The sequence below is a fragment of the Streptomyces sp. NPDC050504 genome, assembly GCF_044458065.1.
Lineage (GTDB): Bacteria > Actinomycetota > Actinomycetes > Streptomycetales > Streptomycetaceae > Streptomyces.
In genome coordinates this window covers 101141-116775 of record NZ_JBITHO010000004.1, presented here as the reverse complement: position 1 = coordinate 116775, position 15635 = coordinate 101141, and the positions used below count along the sequence as shown (strand labels likewise).

The 15635-nt window shown below is 73.6% G+C and carries 15 protein-coding genes; 8 read left to right on the top strand and 7 right to left on the bottom strand.

What is annotated here, in order from left to right; translation table 11 throughout:
- The first annotated feature begins 71 nt into the window (after positions 1 to 71).
- The gene (locus ACIBNE_RS15870; RefSeq protein WP_399271778.1) at positions 72 to 440 is read left to right on the top strand and encodes a hypothetical protein; all 369 of its coding nucleotides are present in this window, start codon (positions 72 to 74) and stop codon (positions 438 to 440) included.
- Between the two features lie 177 nt (positions 441 to 617).
- Positions 618 to 1682 (top strand): S1 family peptidase, encoded by a 1065-nt coding sequence (locus ACIBNE_RS15865; protein ID WP_399271776.1) that lies wholly within the window; start codon positions 618 to 620, stop codon positions 1680 to 1682.
- Between the two features lie 16 nt (positions 1683 to 1698).
- Here the strand turns inward: ACIBNE_RS15865 and ACIBNE_RS15860 are convergent, their stop codons facing one another.
- From ACIBNE_RS15860 to ACIBNE_RS15835, 6 genes are all read right to left on the bottom strand, one after another.
- Positions 1699 to 2514 carry a DUF1206 domain-containing protein gene (locus ACIBNE_RS15860; protein ID WP_399271774.1) on the bottom strand — a complete coding sequence of 272 codons (816 nt, stop codon included), beginning with the start codon at positions 2512 to 2514 and terminating at the stop codon, positions 1699 to 1701.
- Between the two features lie 139 nt (positions 2515 to 2653).
- Positions 2654 to 3358: a nitroreductase family protein gene (locus ACIBNE_RS15855; RefSeq protein ID WP_399271773.1), complete on the bottom strand. Its 705-nt coding sequence runs from the start codon at positions 3356 to 3358 to the stop codon at positions 2654 to 2656.
- Positions 3359 to 3427: 69 nt separating this feature from the next.
- On the bottom strand, positions 3428 to 4693 hold the full coding sequence (locus ACIBNE_RS15850; protein WP_399271771.1) for a lysophospholipid acyltransferase family protein: 1266 nt from the start codon (positions 4691 to 4693) through the stop codon (positions 3428 to 3430).
- Positions 4690 to 5469, bottom strand: coding sequence for a phosphatidate cytidylyltransferase (locus ACIBNE_RS15845; protein ID WP_399272923.1), 780 nt, complete (start codon positions 5467 to 5469; stop codon positions 4690 to 4692). Before ACIBNE_RS15845 ends, ACIBNE_RS15850 begins: the two co-directional genes overlap by 4 nt.
- A gap of 59 nt (positions 5470 to 5528) precedes the next feature.
- Positions 5529 to 6203 (bottom strand): CDP-alcohol phosphatidyltransferase family protein, encoded by a 675-nt coding sequence (locus ACIBNE_RS15840; protein WP_399271769.1) that lies wholly within the window; start codon positions 6201 to 6203, stop codon positions 5529 to 5531.
- A gap of 161 nt (positions 6204 to 6364) precedes the next feature.
- On the bottom strand, positions 6365 to 7375 hold the full coding sequence (locus tag ACIBNE_RS15835) for a zinc-binding dehydrogenase (RefSeq protein WP_399271767.1): 1011 nt from the start codon (positions 7373 to 7375) through the stop codon (positions 6365 to 6367).
- A gap of 121 nt (positions 7376 to 7496) precedes the next feature.
- On the opposite strand from ACIBNE_RS15835, the gene ACIBNE_RS15830 reads away from it, so the two are divergent.
- A complete protein-coding gene (locus tag ACIBNE_RS15830) occupies positions 7497 to 8420 on the top strand; it encodes a LysR family transcriptional regulator (protein WP_399271765.1) in 924 nt (307 codons plus the stop codon).
- Between the two features lie 176 nt (positions 8421 to 8596).
- Positions 8597 to 8731 carry a hypothetical protein gene (locus ACIBNE_RS15825; RefSeq protein ID WP_399271763.1) on the top strand — a complete coding sequence of 45 codons (135 nt, stop codon included), beginning with the start codon at positions 8597 to 8599 and terminating at the stop codon, positions 8729 to 8731.
- Between the two features lie 49 nt (positions 8732 to 8780).
- Here the strand turns inward: ACIBNE_RS15825 and ACIBNE_RS15820 are convergent, their stop codons facing one another.
- Entirely contained in the window at positions 8781 to 10367 is a 1587-nt protein-coding gene (locus ACIBNE_RS15820; protein WP_399271761.1) for a purple acid phosphatase family protein, read from the bottom strand.
- A 129-nt stretch (positions 10368 to 10496) separates the two neighbouring features.
- On the opposite strand from ACIBNE_RS15820, the gene ACIBNE_RS15815 reads away from it, so the two are divergent.
- The 4 genes from ACIBNE_RS15815 (at position 10497) to ACIBNE_RS15800 (ending at position 15630) form a co-directional block, all read left to right on the top strand.
- Positions 10497 to 11537 carry a 3-isopropylmalate dehydrogenase gene (locus ACIBNE_RS15815; RefSeq protein ID WP_399271759.1) on the top strand — a complete coding sequence of 347 codons (1041 nt, stop codon included), beginning with the start codon at positions 10497 to 10499 and terminating at the stop codon, positions 11535 to 11537.
- Between the two features lie 247 nt (positions 11538 to 11784).
- The gene (locus ACIBNE_RS15810; protein ID WP_399271757.1) at positions 11785 to 12873 is read left to right on the top strand and encodes a branched-chain amino acid aminotransferase; all 1089 of its coding nucleotides are present in this window, start codon (positions 11785 to 11787) and stop codon (positions 12871 to 12873) included.
- Between the two features lie 382 nt (positions 12874 to 13255).
- A complete protein-coding gene (gene ureA, locus ACIBNE_RS15805; RefSeq protein WP_399271756.1) occupies positions 13256 to 13951 on the top strand; it encodes an urease subunit gamma in 696 nt (231 codons plus the stop codon).
- Positions 13951 to 15630: an urease subunit alpha gene (locus tag ACIBNE_RS15800; protein ID WP_399271754.1), complete on the top strand. Its 1680-nt coding sequence runs from the start codon at positions 13951 to 13953 to the stop codon at positions 15628 to 15630. The genes ureA and ACIBNE_RS15800 overlap by 1 nt, the downstream gene beginning before the upstream one ends.
- The last annotated feature ends 5 nt before the right edge of the window (positions 15631 to 15635 follow it).

Here is a 15635-nt window from a genome sequence, read left to right as displayed (position 1 = left end):
CGGACGGTGGAGGCCGGGGCTCCGCGGCAAGAGTGATCCGGTAAGCACCGGATCACCGTTGGGAGTCCTCCATGCGCATGTCCAAGTCCACGTCCGTCGCCAAGGCCGGGGTCGTCGCGGCCACCGCGCTCGCCGCGTTCGCGATGAACGCGGCTCCGTCCAGTGCGGCCACGGGCACGTTGCAGCGGTCCTCGTGTCTGAGCAACGGGACGCAGGTCTACTTCGTCACCTGGTTCACCGGCACCACCTGCTTCCAGGGCAGTGGTGACCTCGCCTCCCCGATCGGGCTGCCCTGGAAGCCCGGCACCTGGGGCGCGGGGCAGAACTCCGGCTGGTTCACCTACAACGACGCCAACGGCGTGGAGCAGCGGGTGAACTTCAGCGCGGGCCAGACGGGCAACGGGCCGAACGCGTACATCAAGCACCTGCACGTCAACTAGCGGACGGCCCGGGCGGGCGGCGGGACACTGGCCGGAAAACGTTGTCACGCGGGCGTCGCACTCTTGCGTCTTGGTAATGAACATGCCAAGTTTCTTCATCGGTCCCCCCATGTTCCCCGCACGGTCCCCCACGGGGGCGTCCGCGGGAACGTCCACCGATGAAGGAGATCCCCCGCGATGAGACGTCTGGCACGCACGCGTACCGCACTCTCCGCTCTCCTCGCCGCCGGGGCGGTCAGCTACGGCGCCGCCGCCCCGGCGGGCGCCTCGCCCGCCCCGGTCCCGCCGCCCGCCCCCACCGCGGCGCTCTACTCGACGAACGCCCGCGTCGCCCAGGAGCTGGGCGCCGGGAGCGCGGGCACCTACGTCGACGCGGCGACCGGCCGCCTCGTCGTCACCGTCACCACCGACCGCGCCGCGGCCGCGGCCCGCGCGGCCGGGGTCGACGTGAAGCGGGTGACGCGCACGGCCGCCCAGCTGAACGGCGCGATCGCCCGGCTGGAGCGCGACGCGAAGATCACCGGCACTTCCTGGGGCATCGACCCGCGCACCAACCAGGTGGCCGTCGAGGCCGACCGGTCGGTGTCGGCGCGCGACATGGCCAGACTGCGGGCCGTGGCCGCCGCGACGGGCGGCGCGGTGCGCATCGCCCGCGTCCCGGGCACCTTCCACCGCGAACTGGCGGGCGGCGACGCGATCTACGGCGGCGGCTACCGCTGCTCGTCGGCGTTCAACGTGACCAAGGGCGGGGCGCGCTACCTGCTCACCGCGGGGCACTGCACCAACGCCGCCGCCAACTGGTCGGCCACGTCCGGCGGTCCGGTGATCGGGGTCCGCGAGGGCACCAGCTTCCCGACCAACGACTACGGGATCGTGAAGTACAACGACGGTTCCGGCGCCACCGGCGACGTCAACCTCTACAACGGCAGCCGCCAGGACATCGCGTCGGCGGCCGACGCGGTCGTCGGCCAGGCGATCAAGAAGAGCGGTTCGACCACCAAGGTCACCAGCGGCACGGTCTCCGCGGTCAACGTCACCGTGAACTACTCCGACGGCCCGGTCTACAACATGGTCCGCACGACCGCCTGTTCGGCCGGCGGCGACAGCGGCGGCGCGCACTTCGCCGGCACCGTCGCCCTCGGCATCCACTCCGGCTCGTCCGGCTGCTCGGGCACCAGCGGCTCGGCGATCCACCAGCCGGTGAAGGAGGCGCTGACGGCGTACGGGGTCACGGTCTACTAGCCCCGCCGGCGGCCCCTCACACCCGGCGCCAGCGCGCCATCACGAAGGAGAACAGCCCGAACAGGACGAGGCCCAGGGCCATGAGCGCGAGCAGCCAGGGCCCTGCGGGGGTGTCGGCGAACGCGCGCAGCGTGTCGTCGACGCCCTTGGCCTCGTCCGGCTCGTAGCGCACCGCGGCCCGCACGGCGAAGGTCCCGGCCGCCGCGAACAGCAGGCCGCGCGCGACACCGCCGCCGACGCCCGTCACGTCGGCCGCCCGCCGCACGCGCCGCGACATCTCGCCCAGCTTCAGGTGCTTGTGGTACTTGCGCAGCGCGGCCCGCCCGGCCGAGACCAGGCCGAAGCCGATCAGGGCGGCGCCCGCGGCGCCCACGATCCACTGCCCGCCGGGGAGTTCGAGCGCGCGGGCCGTGACGTCCCGCGACTTCTCGTCGCTGGAGCCACCGGCGGCGCCGCCCCCGCCCCCGCCCCCGCCCCGGTCCCCGGCCGCGAAGGCGAGGACCGAGTACGCGACGAAGCCGTAGAACACGGCCCGCCCCGCCTGGAGCAGCCGCTTGCCGGTCTCCGAGCCGAACACCGCCTCCGACAGCCGCCACAGGGCCATGCCGACCAGCCCGATGCCGAGCACCCAGAGCATCGCCGTGCCCAGCGGCTTCTCCGCGAGCTCGGCCAGCGCGCCGCTCCTGTCGGCCTCCTTGCCGTCGTCGCCGCCGAACGCGACGCGCAGGGCCAGCGCGCCGACGAGCACGTAGAGCACGCCCCGCGCCGCGAAGCCCCAGCGGGCTCCCGCTTCCAGTGTGGTGTTGCCCGCCTGGGCGGTGGTTGTCGTCACCCGACGGCGGGTGCCCGGCGCGGCGGCGCGGAAACCTCGGCGGGATCTCCGGAGGATTCCGCCGAGGCCCCTGAGGCCCCTGAGGCTCCGGGAGGCCCCTGAGGCGCCGGGGAAGTCCCTGCGCCGGGCGGCCCGTCCGTCAGACCTCGGTGAGGACCTGGTCCAGCGACTTGCGTACGAGGTCGGGGACCTCGCAGTCGTCGGCCGGATAGCCCACCGGGATCACCGCGAACGCCTTCTCGTTCTCCGGGCGGCCCAGCACCTCGCCCAGGAACCGCATCGGACTCGGCGTGTGCGTCAGCGCGTACAGGCCCGACAGGTGCAGCGCGCTCAGCAGCATGCCGACCGCGATGCCCACCGACTCGTCCACGTAGTAGTGCTTGCGCTTGGTGCCGTCCTCGCCCAGCCAGTACCGCTGCTGGAAGACCACGATCAGCGCGGGCGCGTCGGTCAGGTGCGTCTTGACGGCGTCCGTGCCCAGCGGGCGCAGCGCCGCCAGCCACTCCTCGCCGAGGCGCCCGTCGTAGCTGATCCGCTCCTCCTGTTCGGCGGCCTCGCGGATCGCGCGGCGCACGTCCGGGTCCTTGACCAGCACGAACGACCAGGGCTGCTGGTGGGCCCCGGAGGGTGCGGTGGCCGCGCAGGCGATCGCGTCGCGTATCGCCTCGTCCGGCACGGGGTCGGTCGAGAACTGCCGTACCGTACGCCGCTGCTCCAGCTGTGCGCGCAGCCGCGCCGCGCGCTCGACGGACTCCGCGGCGGGCATGCGCTCCGGGCGGTACGGGACGGGCTGGTAGGCGGCGCCGTGGGTGGGCGTCCACCGGTGTTCGACTGTGGATGACATGGTCAGAGTGTGCTGCCTCGCGCCCCGCCCGGTGGGCGATTCGCGGTCACGGGCCGAAAAAACCGGAACCTACGCCCAGCCCGCCACGATCAAGGAGAGGCCGATCGTGAAACCGCCGCCGAGCAGCGCCAAGTACAGCGGGTAGCGCCTGCGGTGACGGCGCATCAGCAGACCGAACGCGGCGAAGCCGAGCCCCACCGACAGGGTCCTGGCGCCGCGTGCCTTCGCCGCCTCGGCCAGCCACTCGCCCGTGCCGATCCCGGCGCGCCCCGCTTCGGAGCCGTACACCTTGAAGGGGATGCCGTTCCACGGCTGGTGGCGCACGGCCGCAGCCGACTCCACGGCCAGTTCGTGCCGCACCTCGGCGCGCATCCGGTCCGTGGTGAGCGGCGCGGGCAACCGCACCCCGGCAGAGGCGAGTTGGAGCGCGAACAGGCCCCCGACGAGGCTGCCGGCGAGCGCCGCGACGGAGAGCTTCGGCGCCGCCCTCGGCGCCGCGACGCACACGACCGCCAGCAGCAGCTCCGGCATCAGCGGCCAGCTCAGCGCCTCCGCGCAGGCCCACAGGAACGCCAGCGGCACGCCCAGGCGCGCGGTCGCGACGGCCGCCACGCGCCGCCTGACCCCGGAGTCGGGCAGCGTCTGCGCGGCCGTACGGGTGTGCAGCGCGGCCACCGCGTCGCGGGCCTCGTCCGGGCTCACCGACGGGGGCAGCGGGTCCCCGATCCGCACCCGTACCAGCGCCGAGCGGAGCTTGCCGTGCTTGGGCAGCAGCCGTTCGGTGCCCGCGATGCCCACCGGGACCACCGGCACCCCGGCCGACTGCGCCAGCAGCAGCGCGCCCCGGTGGAAGGAGCCCACCTCGCCGTCCTTGGCGCGCGTGCCCTCGGGGAACAGCACCACCGCGCGGCCCGCCCGCAGGTCGTCCGTCATGGCGAGCAGATCGGCCGTGCCGCCGCCCGTGCGGCGCACCGGGAAGCCCGCCGCGAGCCTGCGGCAGATCCGCTGCCGCCACGGCGAGGCGAACCAGTAGTCGGCCGCCGCCCCGATCGCGGGCCTGTGCCGGGCGTCGAGCGCGGCGAGCAGGGCCGCGGTGTCGGCGTGCGAGGAGTGGTTGGCGACCACCACGCAGCCGCCGCGCGGCAGCCTGCCGCGCCGCTCCATGCCGCCGGTCACGGTCAGCGTCGTCCACCACAGCGCGCGGCGCAGCGCGGCGGCGACCCGGGAGGGGCGGCGGCCGGAGGCGGTGCGGCGGGGCGCGGGGGAAGGACAAGGGGGAGAGGTAGGGGAAGGAGGGGGGACGGCAGGGGGGTTCGCGGGATCCACGGCGTTCACGGGGCCACCACCATCGCGAGCAGGAGGGCGATCAACAGGGAGTCGACGCGGTCAAGCAGACCGCCGAAGCCGGGCAGCCAACTGCCCGCGTCCTTCACGCCCGACTCCCGCTTCACCATCGATTCGAGCAGGTCGCCGAGGACGCAGCCGAGCAGTACGGCCGCCCACAGCGGAGCCGTCCAGGCACCGGCGGCGGCCAGTGCCGCGCCCGTCGCGAGCGCCGCGCCCAGCACGCCCGCCCAGGTCTTGTTCGGGGACAGCGGCGACAGCGGCCGGGCCAGCGGGCCGCGCCTGCCCAGCGCCGTACCGCCGCACCACGCGCCCACGTCGCCCAGCGCCACGGCCAGGCCGACCGCGACGGCGGTGTCGCCGAGCACCACCAGACCGGTCAGCGACACCGGGATCCACAGCAGTGCGAAGACCGTGCGCGCGGCGCGCGTCCAGCCGTCCTGGGCCGCGCCCGAGAGCAGCGCGGGCAGCGCGGCCAGCAGGAGCAGCAGCCCCGCCGCGCGCAGGTCGAGCCGGTCGGGGGCCTGCCAGGCGAGGAAGGGGAGCGCGAGGGCCGCGGCGCCCAGGACCGCGAGGTCGGCGCGCGGCAGCCGGGCCATCCTGGCGTACTCGCCCACCGCGACGGCGCCGAGCGCGGCGGCCAGCACGGCGGGGCCCGCGCCGCCCAGCCAGTAGGCGCCCAGGAAGAGCGGGGCCGACAGGGCCCAGGTGCGCCAGCGCTTGCGCAGCTCGGCGCGCATCGCGAGGCGGGCGGGGAGGGCGGCCATGACGACGCCGGTGACGCCGAGGGTGCCGCCGACGACGAGCGCGGCGCGCGCGACGGGGGTCACGGCCGGGTCCTCGCGGGGGAGGCGGTGGCCATGACGCGGGTCGCGTCCGCCCTGCCGCTGTCGTACGCGCCCAGCTCGCGCCACAGCCGTGCGCAGCGCAGCGCCGCCGTCAGCAGCGAGCCCGCCGCGACCACCCAGAGCAGCGGGACGAACCAGCCCGTGCCCGCGGCGACCACCGCCAGCAGGCAGCGCTCGGTCTTGCCGACCGGGCCGCCGTTGAGGCGCCGCGCGCCCGCCGCCGCGCCCGCCAGCGACACCCACGAGGGCAGCGTCGCCGCGAAGGCGGCGGTCGCCACCAGCCACAGCGGCGCCCACGGCAGGAAGCCCGCCAGCACCACCAAGTCGGCTCCCCTGTCCCCGAGTTCGTTGAGCAGCGAGCCGCGCCGGGTGGTGCGTCCGGTGTCCCGGGCGAGGGCGCCGTCGAGGTTGGCGAACGCGAGGCGCGCGGCCAGGAGGACGGCGACCGGGAGCGCGGTGAGGGCCGTCAGGCCCTCGGGGAGCGCACCCGGCAGCCAGGCGAGCGTCGCGGCCGCGGCCGCCGCGCAGAGCACGCCCGCGGCGGTGAGGGCGTCGGGGGACACCCGGTGGCGTACGAGGGCGGCGCGCAGGCCCGAGAGGCGCTCGGCGTACCAGGGCTTGAGGGCGTACAGGCCGCTCATGGGTGTGGGCATGGGCACCACTCTCGTTGTGGCGCCCGCCACAGGGATCGGGGCGGGTACTCAAATGGGGGCTGAGTACGTGTCACGGGGGAGGGGCGCGGGACGGGGGTGCGGTGCGGGACGGGGGTGTGGCGCGGGGGTGCGGTGCGGGACGGGGGTGTGGTGCGGGCTCGTCACCGCCCCTTCAGTTCCACCAGCATCTTCCCCACGTTCTCCCCCCGCAGCATCCCCAGGAACGCCGGCACCACCCCGTCCATCCCCTTCACCACCGTCGCGTCCGCGAAGACCGCCCCGCTCCTGAGGTGCGGCACCAGGAAGTCCTCGAACTCGCCCTGGAGCGCGGTGTGGTTGCGCACCATCACACCCTCCAGGCGCAGGCTCTTCTCCACCACGTCGAAGAGGTTCCGCGGCGCCGCCGGAGGGTTCGCGAGGTCGTTGTACTGGGCCACCGCGCCCACCCACGCGATCCGCCCGTGCTCGCGCAGCGCGGCGATCGCGCCCTCCAGGTGGTCGCCGCCCACGTTGTCGACGTACGCGTCGATGCCGTCGGGGGCGAGCGCCGCCAACTGCTCGGCGACCGGACCCGCGTGGTAGTCGAACGCCGCGTCGTAGCCCACGCTCTGCGTGAGGTGCTCGGCCTTCGCCGCGGAGCCCGTGCTCCCGATCAGCCGCCCCGCGCCCAGCAGCCGCGCGATCCGCGCCGCCGCCGTGCCGACCCCGCCCGCCGCCGCCGAGACGAACAGGTCGTCGCCGGGCTGGAGCCGCAGCGTCCTGGTGAGCGCCACGTACGCGGTCAGGCCCGTGCCGCCGAGGATCGAGAGGTACGCGGAGAGCGGCACGCCCTCGTGCCCGGGAAGCGGGCGGGTGCCGTGCTCGCCCGGGGTGACCAGGGCGTGGCTGCGCCAGCCGTGCCGGTGGTGCACGAGGTCGCCCTCCGCGAGGCCCGCCGCGCGGGACGCGACGACCCGGCCCACCGCCCGGCCCTCCAGCGGGGCGTGCAGCTCGTTGTCGGAGTCCATCAGCTCGCGGTGGTACGGGTCCACGGAGAGGTAGAGGTTCTCCACCAGGGCCTGGCCCGGGGCGGGGGAGGGGAGCGGGGCCTCGACGAGGGCGAAGTCGGACGGGACGGGGAAGCCGTCGGGACGGGCGGCCTGCTGGACGGTGATCATGCGCTGGTCGGTCATGGCAGGGACCGTACGGAGGAATGCGCGGGCCGGGCAGGGGGTTGGGCTCATGCGACCGCCCTTTCCATGAGCGGTCCTCATAGAGCCAGGTGAACGGGGTGGGGGAGAGATGAGCGGGGCGATGTCCGACGATCTGGGGCCGCACGAACTGCGCGTGCTCGTCGCGGTCGAGCGCGAGCGGAGCTTCTCGGCCGCGGGCGGGGCGCTCGGGATGACGCAGTCCGCGGTGTCCCACTCCGTACGCACCAGTGAGCGCAAGATCGGCGCGGTGCTCTTCGAGCGCGGGCGGCGGGGCGCGCGGCCCACTCCCGCGGGCGAGCGGGCCGTGGTGCACGCGCGCCGGGTGCTGCGGCTCCTCGACACCCTGCGCGCCGAGGCCCGCGCGGCGGCCGCGCCCGGCGGGACGGACGCCGTGCTCACCGGGCCGCTGCGCATCGCCGCCTTCCGCAGTGCCGCGCTCCATCTGCTGCCGCCCGTCCTGGAGCGGCTGGCCGCGCTGCACCCCGGCATCGAGCCCGAGGTGCGGATGGTGCGCGAGGTCGGCAGGGGCACGGCGGGCGAGGTCGCGGACGGGCGGGCGGACCTGGGGATCGCGACCGTCGGGACGGGCTCGCCCGTGCCGAAGGGGCTGGTCGGGGGCGTGCTGCTGCGCGAGGGGTACGCGCTGGTGCACCCGGCGGACCGGACGGACGCGCCGCGCTCGCTGCCGCTGGTGGACTGGGCGGAGAACTGCACCTCGTACACCAGGGACTGGTGGGCCGAGCAGGAGTGGATCCCGCGGGCGACCGTCACGGCCGAGGACGACGGAGCGGTGCTCTCGATGGTGAGCAGTGGTTTCGGCATGGCGATCATGCCCGAGCTGTCGCTGGTCGGAGCGCCGCTCTCGGTCCGGATCACCGATCTCGGACCGGCGCGGCCGACCCGGGACGTCGGCTACGTCACCACCCCCGAGCTGGCCGGGAGCCGCGCCGTGCGCGCCCTGATCAGGGAGCTGAGGGCGCAGGCGGGGAAGGTGGTTGTCTCAGATAGTAGGAAGTCCGACTAACTGTGGAGACAGACAGGCTTCCCTCACTTAGCTTTGTAGGAGCCGAACGTCTCGCTCGATCCAGCGAATGGCGGCCGCGCGCCGACGCCCTCCGTGCAGGTAACCCCCTGCGGCGTCTGCCCCCGCCACCTTCCGGCGCCTTCATGAGACACCGATCTCCAAGGAGTCGTACCCCCATGTCCGAGACGACTGTCGCCCCCCGCCGCGTCCGCCACACCGCCCGCGGCACCGAAGCCGACCGCAAGAACGCCGCCGCCGCGCTCCAGCGCGCGCTCGACCGCAGGGACAACGGCGGCGAGACCGGTCACTGACCGGCCCCGCCCCCGTCCCCCTGCTCCCTGTGGTTGTCCCCTAGGCTCGCTAGCCCCGCCGCACCTCGAAGTGGTCGATGCGCTCGCCGGTCTCGGCGAGCGCGGAGACCCGCAGCACCGGCCGCGCTCCGGCCTCCGCCTCCACGGCGAGGAAGGAGAAGCCGGTGTAGCGGACCCGGGACCACTCCACGGTGTCCGGGTCGGGCAGCCGCAGCTTCGTCCAGTGGAACGTCACGATGTGGTCGTGGTCGTGGACGTTGCCCTCGTAGCTGTCCTTGACGCCGAGCCCGAAGCCGTACAGGTCCTTGCCCGCGCCGCCCGCCGTGACGTAGACGATCCCGTCGCGCCGCGGATCGGTGGACGCGCCGACGGGCACGGGCCTGCCGACGGCGCCGTTCAGGATCGCGTCGGTCCGCTCGTACACGTGGTTGTGGCCGTTGATCACCAGGTCCACCTGGTGCTTGGCGAACAGCGGCACCCACGCGTCGCGCACGCCGCCGTCCGAGGCGTGCGTGGAGGTGGAGTAGGCGCAGTGGTGGAAGAAGACCACCACGAAGTCGATTTCCGGGCGGGCCCGCAGCTCGCCCAGGCGCCGGTCCAGCCACGCGGTCTGCGCGCCGCCCGTGTAGCCCTTGTTGGCGGGGATCTCGTAGCTGACGTCGTTGGCGTCCAGTGCCACGACGCCGACGTTGCCGTACGTGAAGGAGTAGACGCCCGGCGCGTTCACCGGGTCGGGGCCGTTGTCGGGGAGCGAGAAGCGCGCCGACTGGCCGCCGTAGCCGTTCGGCGAGTACCACGCCTCCATGTCGTGGTTGCCCGTCGTCACCATCCACGGCACCCGCGCCGCCACCGACTCGGTCTGGGCCAGGAACTGGTCCCAGACGCGCGCGTCGTAGGTGTCCGACTCCTTGCCCTGGCCGCTGGAGTCCGCGTAGCAGATGTCGCCCGCGTGCAGGTGGAAGGAGGGGTTCTGGCCCAGGATCAGCTGGTCGTTGGCGAGCGCGTGGTAGCTCACGCCCTGGTCGCCGAAGGCCGTGAAGACGAACTTCTCGGGCACGGCAGGCGCCGTGCGGAACGAGCCGACCGTCGCCAGGCGCTCGGGCGACGCCGGGTCGAAGCCGTCGTGGCCCACCCCGTAGTAGTACGTCGTGCCGGGCCGCAGCCCGTCGAGCCCGGCGTGCAGGTAGTACTGGTCGACGGCGGGCAGCTTGCGCGACAGCGGGGGCGTGTGCAGCGCGCGCACCTCGGCGGGGACCTTCCGGCCCAGCTCCCACGGCTTGAGGCCGACGCGCAGGTACGGCCGCTTGACCGCGAACGGCACCTGCCAGGAGATCCGCATCTGGGTCTTCGGATCGGCGCCGAACGCCAGGTGCCGCCCGAACGGCGCCACCAGCGAGCCGTCCACCTTCGCGGTGACGGAGGAGGCGAGCAGCGCGGGGGACGTGGGCGGCGCGGGGGACGCCTGGGCGGCGGCCGGGGCGGCGACCGCCAGGGCGGAGGCGCCCGCGGCGGCGGCACCGCCGCTCAGCACGCGGCGGCGCGACAGCCGGGACCGCAGGTACTCGTGCTGCTCGGGCATGCTCATGCGGCGGGCGAGGCGCTCGGGGATGCCGACCCGTGGGGTGTCGTCAGTCATGGAACGCAACTTGCCAGTAACTTACGACTTTCGGCCGTACGTGCGGTGAACGGGGCGCGACGCCTGGTCGCAGGTCCACATGGTGGACGTCATGTGTCATGAATTGGGACGCGGAGTTAGGGTGCCGACATGTCTCGCAGCATCAATCTCGCAGTCATTCCCGGTGACGGCATCGGCCCGGAGGTCGTCGCCCAGGGCCTCAAGGTTCTCTCCGCCGTCCTCCCGCAGGATGTGAAGCTGGAGACCAGGGAGTACGACTTCGGCGCCAAGCGCTACCACGCGACCGGTGACACCCTCACCGACGCCGACGCCGAAGAGCTCAAGGAGCACGACGCGATCCTGCTCGGCGCCATCGGCGACCCCACGGTCCCCTCCGGCGTCCTGGAGCGCGGCTTCCTGCTCAAGCTCCGCTTCCTCTTCGACCACCACGTCAACCTGCGTCCCTCGAAGCTGCTCCCCGGCGTCGCGACGCCGCTCGCGGGCCAGCCCGAGATCGACTTCGTGGTCGTCCGCGAGGGCACCGAGGGCCCGTACACCGGCAACGGCGGCACCATCCGCAAGGGCACCCCGCACGAGGTCGCCACCGAGGTCTCCGTGAACACCGCCTTCGGCGTGGAGCGCGTGGTCCGCGACGCGTTCGCCCGCGCCCAGGCCCGCCCGCGCAAGAAGCTCACCCTGGTCCACAAGAACAACGTCCTGGCCTACGCGGGACACCTGTGGACCGAGGTCTTCAACCGGGTGGCCGGCGAGTTCCCCGAGGTCACCACCGACTACGTGCACGTCGACGCGGCCACCATCTACCTGGTCACCGACCCGGCCAGGTTCGACGTCATCGTCACCGACAACCTCTTCGGCGACATCATCACCGACCTCGCCGCCGCCGTCTCCGGCGGAATCGGCGTCGCGGCATCGGGCAACATCAACCCGAGCCGCGACTTCCCCTCGATGTTCGAGCCGGTCCACGGCTCCGCGCCGGACATCGCGGGCCAGGGCAAGGCCGACCCCTCGGCCACCGTCCTCTCCGTCGCCCTGCTGCTGCGCCACCTCGGCTACGAGGCCGAGGCCGTGCGCATCGAGGACGCCGTCTCCGCGGACCTCGCGGAGCGCGGCGCGGCTCCCCGTAGCACCGAGGAGATCGGCGACGCGCTCGCCGTACGAGTAGCGAGCTGACCCGGCGGTCGCATCGCACGCACGAAGCCGCCGGGTCGCATCCGCACCCGGCGGCTTCACCTTTGCGGTCTCCGGGTGCCACCATCGAGCCCAGGACCGCAATCACGCCCGTTTCGTACAGTGTCTCCCACGCGCGATAATCGAACGTGGGACCGCACCCACGCCATGCGGGAAAGCTCGGACGTCCAAGCAAGTGACTGGGCGTGAGCGCGGTCCGTCACACACAACCGGTGAAGGACACGCAGACATGACGACGCCCACGATCGAGCTCAAGCCCACTTCCACGCCGCTGTCCGACGCGGAGCGCGAGGTGATGATGGTCAACCCCGGGTTCGGCCGCCGCTTCACCGACCACATGGTGACGATCAAGTGGACCGAGGGGCTCGGCTGGCACGACGCCGAGCTCGTGCCGTACGGCCCGCTGACCCTCGACCCGGCGAACATGACGCTGCACTACGCGCAGGAGATCTTCGAGGGCCTCAAGGCGTACCGCCGCCCCGACGGCTCGGTCGCGACCTTCCGCCCCGAGGCGAACGCGCTGCGCTTCCAGAAGTCCGCGCACCGCCTCGCCATGCCCGAGATGCCCGTCGAGCTCTTCATCGCCGCGTGCGACGCGCTGGTCCAGCAGGACAAGGCGTGGGTTCCGGCGCACGGCGGCGAGGAGTCGCTCTACCTGCGCCCCTTCATGATCGCCACGGAGAACGGGCTGGGCGTGCGGCCCGCGAACGAGTACCTCTTCGTGGTCATCGCCTCGCCCGCGGGCGCGTACTTCTCCGGTGGCGTCAAGCCCGTCTCCGTCTGGCTCTCCGAGAACTACGTCCGCGCCGTGCCCGGCGGCATGGGCTACGCCAAGACCGGCGGCAACTACGCGGCCTCGCTCCTCGCGCAGGCCGAGGCGGCCGAGAAGGGCTGCGACCAGGTGGTCTGGCTCGACGCGCTGGAGCACAAGTGGGTCGAGGAGATGGGCGGGATGAACCTGTACTTCGTGTACGGGGACCGCATCGTCACCCCCGAGCTGACCGGGTCGCTGCTGGCCGGCGTCACCCGTGACTCGCTGCTGACCGTCGCGCGGGACCTCGGGTACAGCTCCGAGGAGGGGCGCGTCTCCACCGAGCAGTGGCGCCGCGACACCGAGAGCGGCGAGCTGACCGAGGTCTTCGCGTGCGGCACGGCCGCGGTGATCACGCCGGTCGGGTTCGTGAAGTCCGCGGGCGGGGAGTGGACGCAGGGCGGCGGGGAGCCGGGCGAGGTCACGATGAAGCTGCGCCGGGCGCTGCTCGACATCCAGACCGGGGCCGCGGAGGACGTCCACGGCTGGATGCACGAGCTGGGCTAGGCCCGGGGCCGGTCTCCGCTTCTGCGAGAGCCCGCTTCCGGTGCGCACGCGCACCGGAAGCGGGCTCTTCGCGTACGGGGGACGGGGTGACGGCCCCCCGGGCGCCGTTTTTCGCCTGCGGCGGGCCGGTCCCCTACCCCCGCCCCTTCCCGAAACCCTGCCGGTGGCTGGGTGGTGCCTTGTGGCGAGCCCGCTCGGGGTGGGTGGGTTTGTTGCTCGTGTGCCCCACTCTCGCGCAGTTCCCCGCGCCCCTGAAGGGGCGCGGGGAACCGGCGTCGCTGCTTGAGCAGCGATCTAATTTGATGACCTTACTAGGCCGCACCACCTTGCATTCCTACGCACTCCATTTAGAGTAGCGTTCAAACAAGGAGGTACGTACCCCGTGCGACTCACCCCCACCGAGCGCGACCGCCTGCTCCTCTTCGGCGCAGCCGAACTCGCGCGGGCCCGCAAGCGCCGCGGCCTGCGGCTCAACGTCCCCGAGGCGACCGCCCTCGTCGCGGACGCCGTCTGCGAGGCCGCCAGGGACGGGCTGCGGCTCGCCGAGGCGATCGAGGCGGGCCGCTCCGTGCTCGGCCCGGACGACGTCCTCCCCGGCGTCGCCGACCTCGTCCGCGAGGTCCACGTGGAGGCCGTCTTCGACGACGGCTCCCGCCTCGCGGTCGTGAGCGACCCGATCGGCGGCACCGAGGGGCCGGACGCCCCCGGCGCGCTGCTGCCGGGCCCGGGGTACCCGGAGACCGAACCGGCCGTGACGGTCGCCGTCCACAACACGGCCACCGTCCCCGTCTCCGTCACCTCCCACTTCCACTTCTTCGAGGCCAACCCCCGCCTGGACTTCGACCGCTCCGCCGCGTACGGCATGCGCCTCGCGATCCCCGCGGGCGCCTCCCTGCGCTTCGGCCCAGGCGAGCGCGGCGACGCCCCGCTCGTCCCCATCGGCGGCGACCGCGTCGCCATCGGGTTCGCCGGGCTCGTCGACGGGCCCCTCGACGCGCCGGGCCAGAAGGGCCGCGCCCTGGAGCGCGCCGCCGCCTGCGGCTACCTCGGGGCCGTGCGCGGGAAGGAGGGCGCGTGATGGATCCGTACCAGTACGCCGCCTCCTACGGCCCCCGCGCGGGCGACCGCGTCCGCCTCGGCGACTCAGGCCTGACCGTGCGCGTCGAGTCCGACGCGCAGCTCCCCGGCGACGAGTTCCTCGCGGGCTTCGGCAAGACCGCCCGCGACGGCCTGCACCTGAAGGCCGCCGCCGTCCGCGAGACCTGCGACGTCGTCATCAGCAACGTACTGGTGATCGACGCCGTGCAAGGGATCAGGAAGGTGTCCGTCGGGATCAGGGAAGGGCGCATCGCGGGCATCGGCCGCGCGGGCAACCCCGACACCCTCGACGGCGTGGACGTTGTCGTCGGTACGGGCACCTCGATCGTCTCCGGCGAGGGGCTCATCGCCACCGCGGGCGCCGTCGACACCCACGTGCACCTGCTCTCGCCGCGCATCATGGAAGCGTCCCTCGCCTCCGGCGTCACCACCATCATCGGGCAGGAGTTCGGGCCCGTCTGGGGCGTCGGGGTCAACTCGCCCTGGGCGCTGCGCCACGCCTTCAACGCCTTCGACGCGTGGCCGGTCAACATCGGCTTCCTGGCGCGCGGCTCGTCCTCCGATCCGGCCCCGCTGGTGGAGGCGCTGGCCGAGGGCGGGGCCTGCGGGTTCAAGGTGCACGAGGACATGGGCGCGCACACCCGCGCCCTGGACACCGCGCTGCGCGTCGCCGACGAGCACGACGTGCAAGTCGCCCTGCACAGCGACGGGTTGAACGAGTGCCTGTCGGTGGAGGACACCCTGCGCGTCCTGGAGGGGCGTACCATCCACGCCTTCCACATCGAGGGCTGCGGCGGCGGGCACGTGCCCAACGTGCTGAAGATGGCGGGCGTGCCGAACGTCATCGGCTCCTCCACCAACCCCACCCTGCCCTTCGGCCGGGACGCGCTCGCCGAGCACTACGGGATGATCGTCTCCGTCCACGACCTGAAGACCGACCTGCCGGGCGACGCCGCCATGGCCCGCGACCGCATCCGCGCCGGGACGATGGGCGCCGAGGACGTGCTGCACGACCTGGGCGCGATCGGGATCACCTCGTCCGACGCGCAGGGCATGGGCCGGGCCGGGGAGACCGTGCGCCGGACCTTCCAGCTCGCGGGCAAGATGAAGGCGGAGCGCGGCGAGGCGGGGTACGAGGGCGAGGACGACAACGCGCGCGTCCTGCGCTACATCGCCAAGCTGACCATCAACCCCGCCATCGCACACGGCCTCGCCCACGAGGTCGGCTCCATCGAGAGCGGCAAGCTCGCCGACATCGTGCTCTGGCGGCCCGACTCCTTCGGCGCGAAGCCGCAGCTCGTCCTGAAGGCGGGCTTCCCCGCGTACGGGGTGACCGGCGACCCCAACGCCGCGACCGACACCTGCCAGCCCCTCGTGCTCGGGCCGCTGTTCGGCGCGCACGGCGCGGCCGCCGCCGACCTGTCCGTGGCGTTCGTCGCGGCGGCGGCGCTCGGCGGGGGCGACGACACGATGCCGACCCGCCGCCGCAGGGTCGCCGTACGGCACACCCGCGGCATCGGCCCCGCCGACCTGCACTTCAACTCCCGTACGGGACAGGTCGACGTGGACGGTCGCACCGGCCTGGTCACCCTCGACGGGGAGCCGCTGCGCTCGGAGCCCGTCGACTCCGTCCCCCTCAACCGCCTCTACTTCCTCTAGGACTC

Excerpts from the sequence above, each read along its gene's own strand:
- ACIBNE_RS15810 (WP_399271757.1), top strand. The coding sequence starts at position 11,785 with ATGACGACGCCCACGATCGAGCTCAAGCCCACTTCCACGCCGCTGTCC.
- ACIBNE_RS15855 (WP_399271773.1), bottom strand. The coding sequence starts at position 3,358 with ATGTCATCCACAGTCGAACACCGGTGGACGCCCACCCACGGCGCCGCC.
- ACIBNE_RS15840 (WP_399271769.1), bottom strand. The coding sequence starts at position 6,203 with ATGCCCACACCCATGAGCGGCCTGTACGCCCTCAAGCCCTGGTACGCC.
- ACIBNE_RS15870 (WP_399271778.1), top strand. The coding sequence starts at position 72 with ATGCGCATGTCCAAGTCCACGTCCGTCGCCAAGGCCGGGGTCGTCGCG.
- ACIBNE_RS15865 (WP_399271776.1), top strand. The coding sequence starts at position 618 with ATGAGACGTCTGGCACGCACGCGTACCGCACTCTCCGCTCTCCTCGCC.
- ACIBNE_RS15825 (WP_399271763.1), top strand. The coding sequence starts at position 8,597 with ATGTCCGAGACGACTGTCGCCCCCCGCCGCGTCCGCCACACCGCCCGC.
- ACIBNE_RS15845 (WP_399272923.1), bottom strand. The coding sequence starts at position 5,469 with ATGGCCGCCCTCCCCGCCCGCCTCGCGATGCGCGCCGAGCTGCGCAAG.
- ACIBNE_RS15815 (WP_399271759.1), top strand. The coding sequence starts at position 10,497 with ATGTCTCGCAGCATCAATCTCGCAGTCATTCCCGGTGACGGCATCGGC.
- ACIBNE_RS15835 (WP_399271767.1), bottom strand. The coding sequence starts at position 7,375 with ATGACCGACCAGCGCATGATCACCGTCCAGCAGGCCGCCCGTCCCGAC.
- ACIBNE_RS15820 (WP_399271761.1), bottom strand. The coding sequence starts at position 10,367 with ATGACTGACGACACCCCACGGGTCGGCATCCCCGAGCGCCTCGCCCGC.
- ACIBNE_RS15830 (WP_399271765.1), top strand. The coding sequence starts at position 7,497 with ATGTCCGACGATCTGGGGCCGCACGAACTGCGCGTGCTCGTCGCGGTC.
- ACIBNE_RS15800 (WP_399271754.1), top strand. The coding sequence starts at position 13,951 with ATGGATCCGTACCAGTACGCCGCCTCCTACGGCCCCCGCGCGGGCGAC.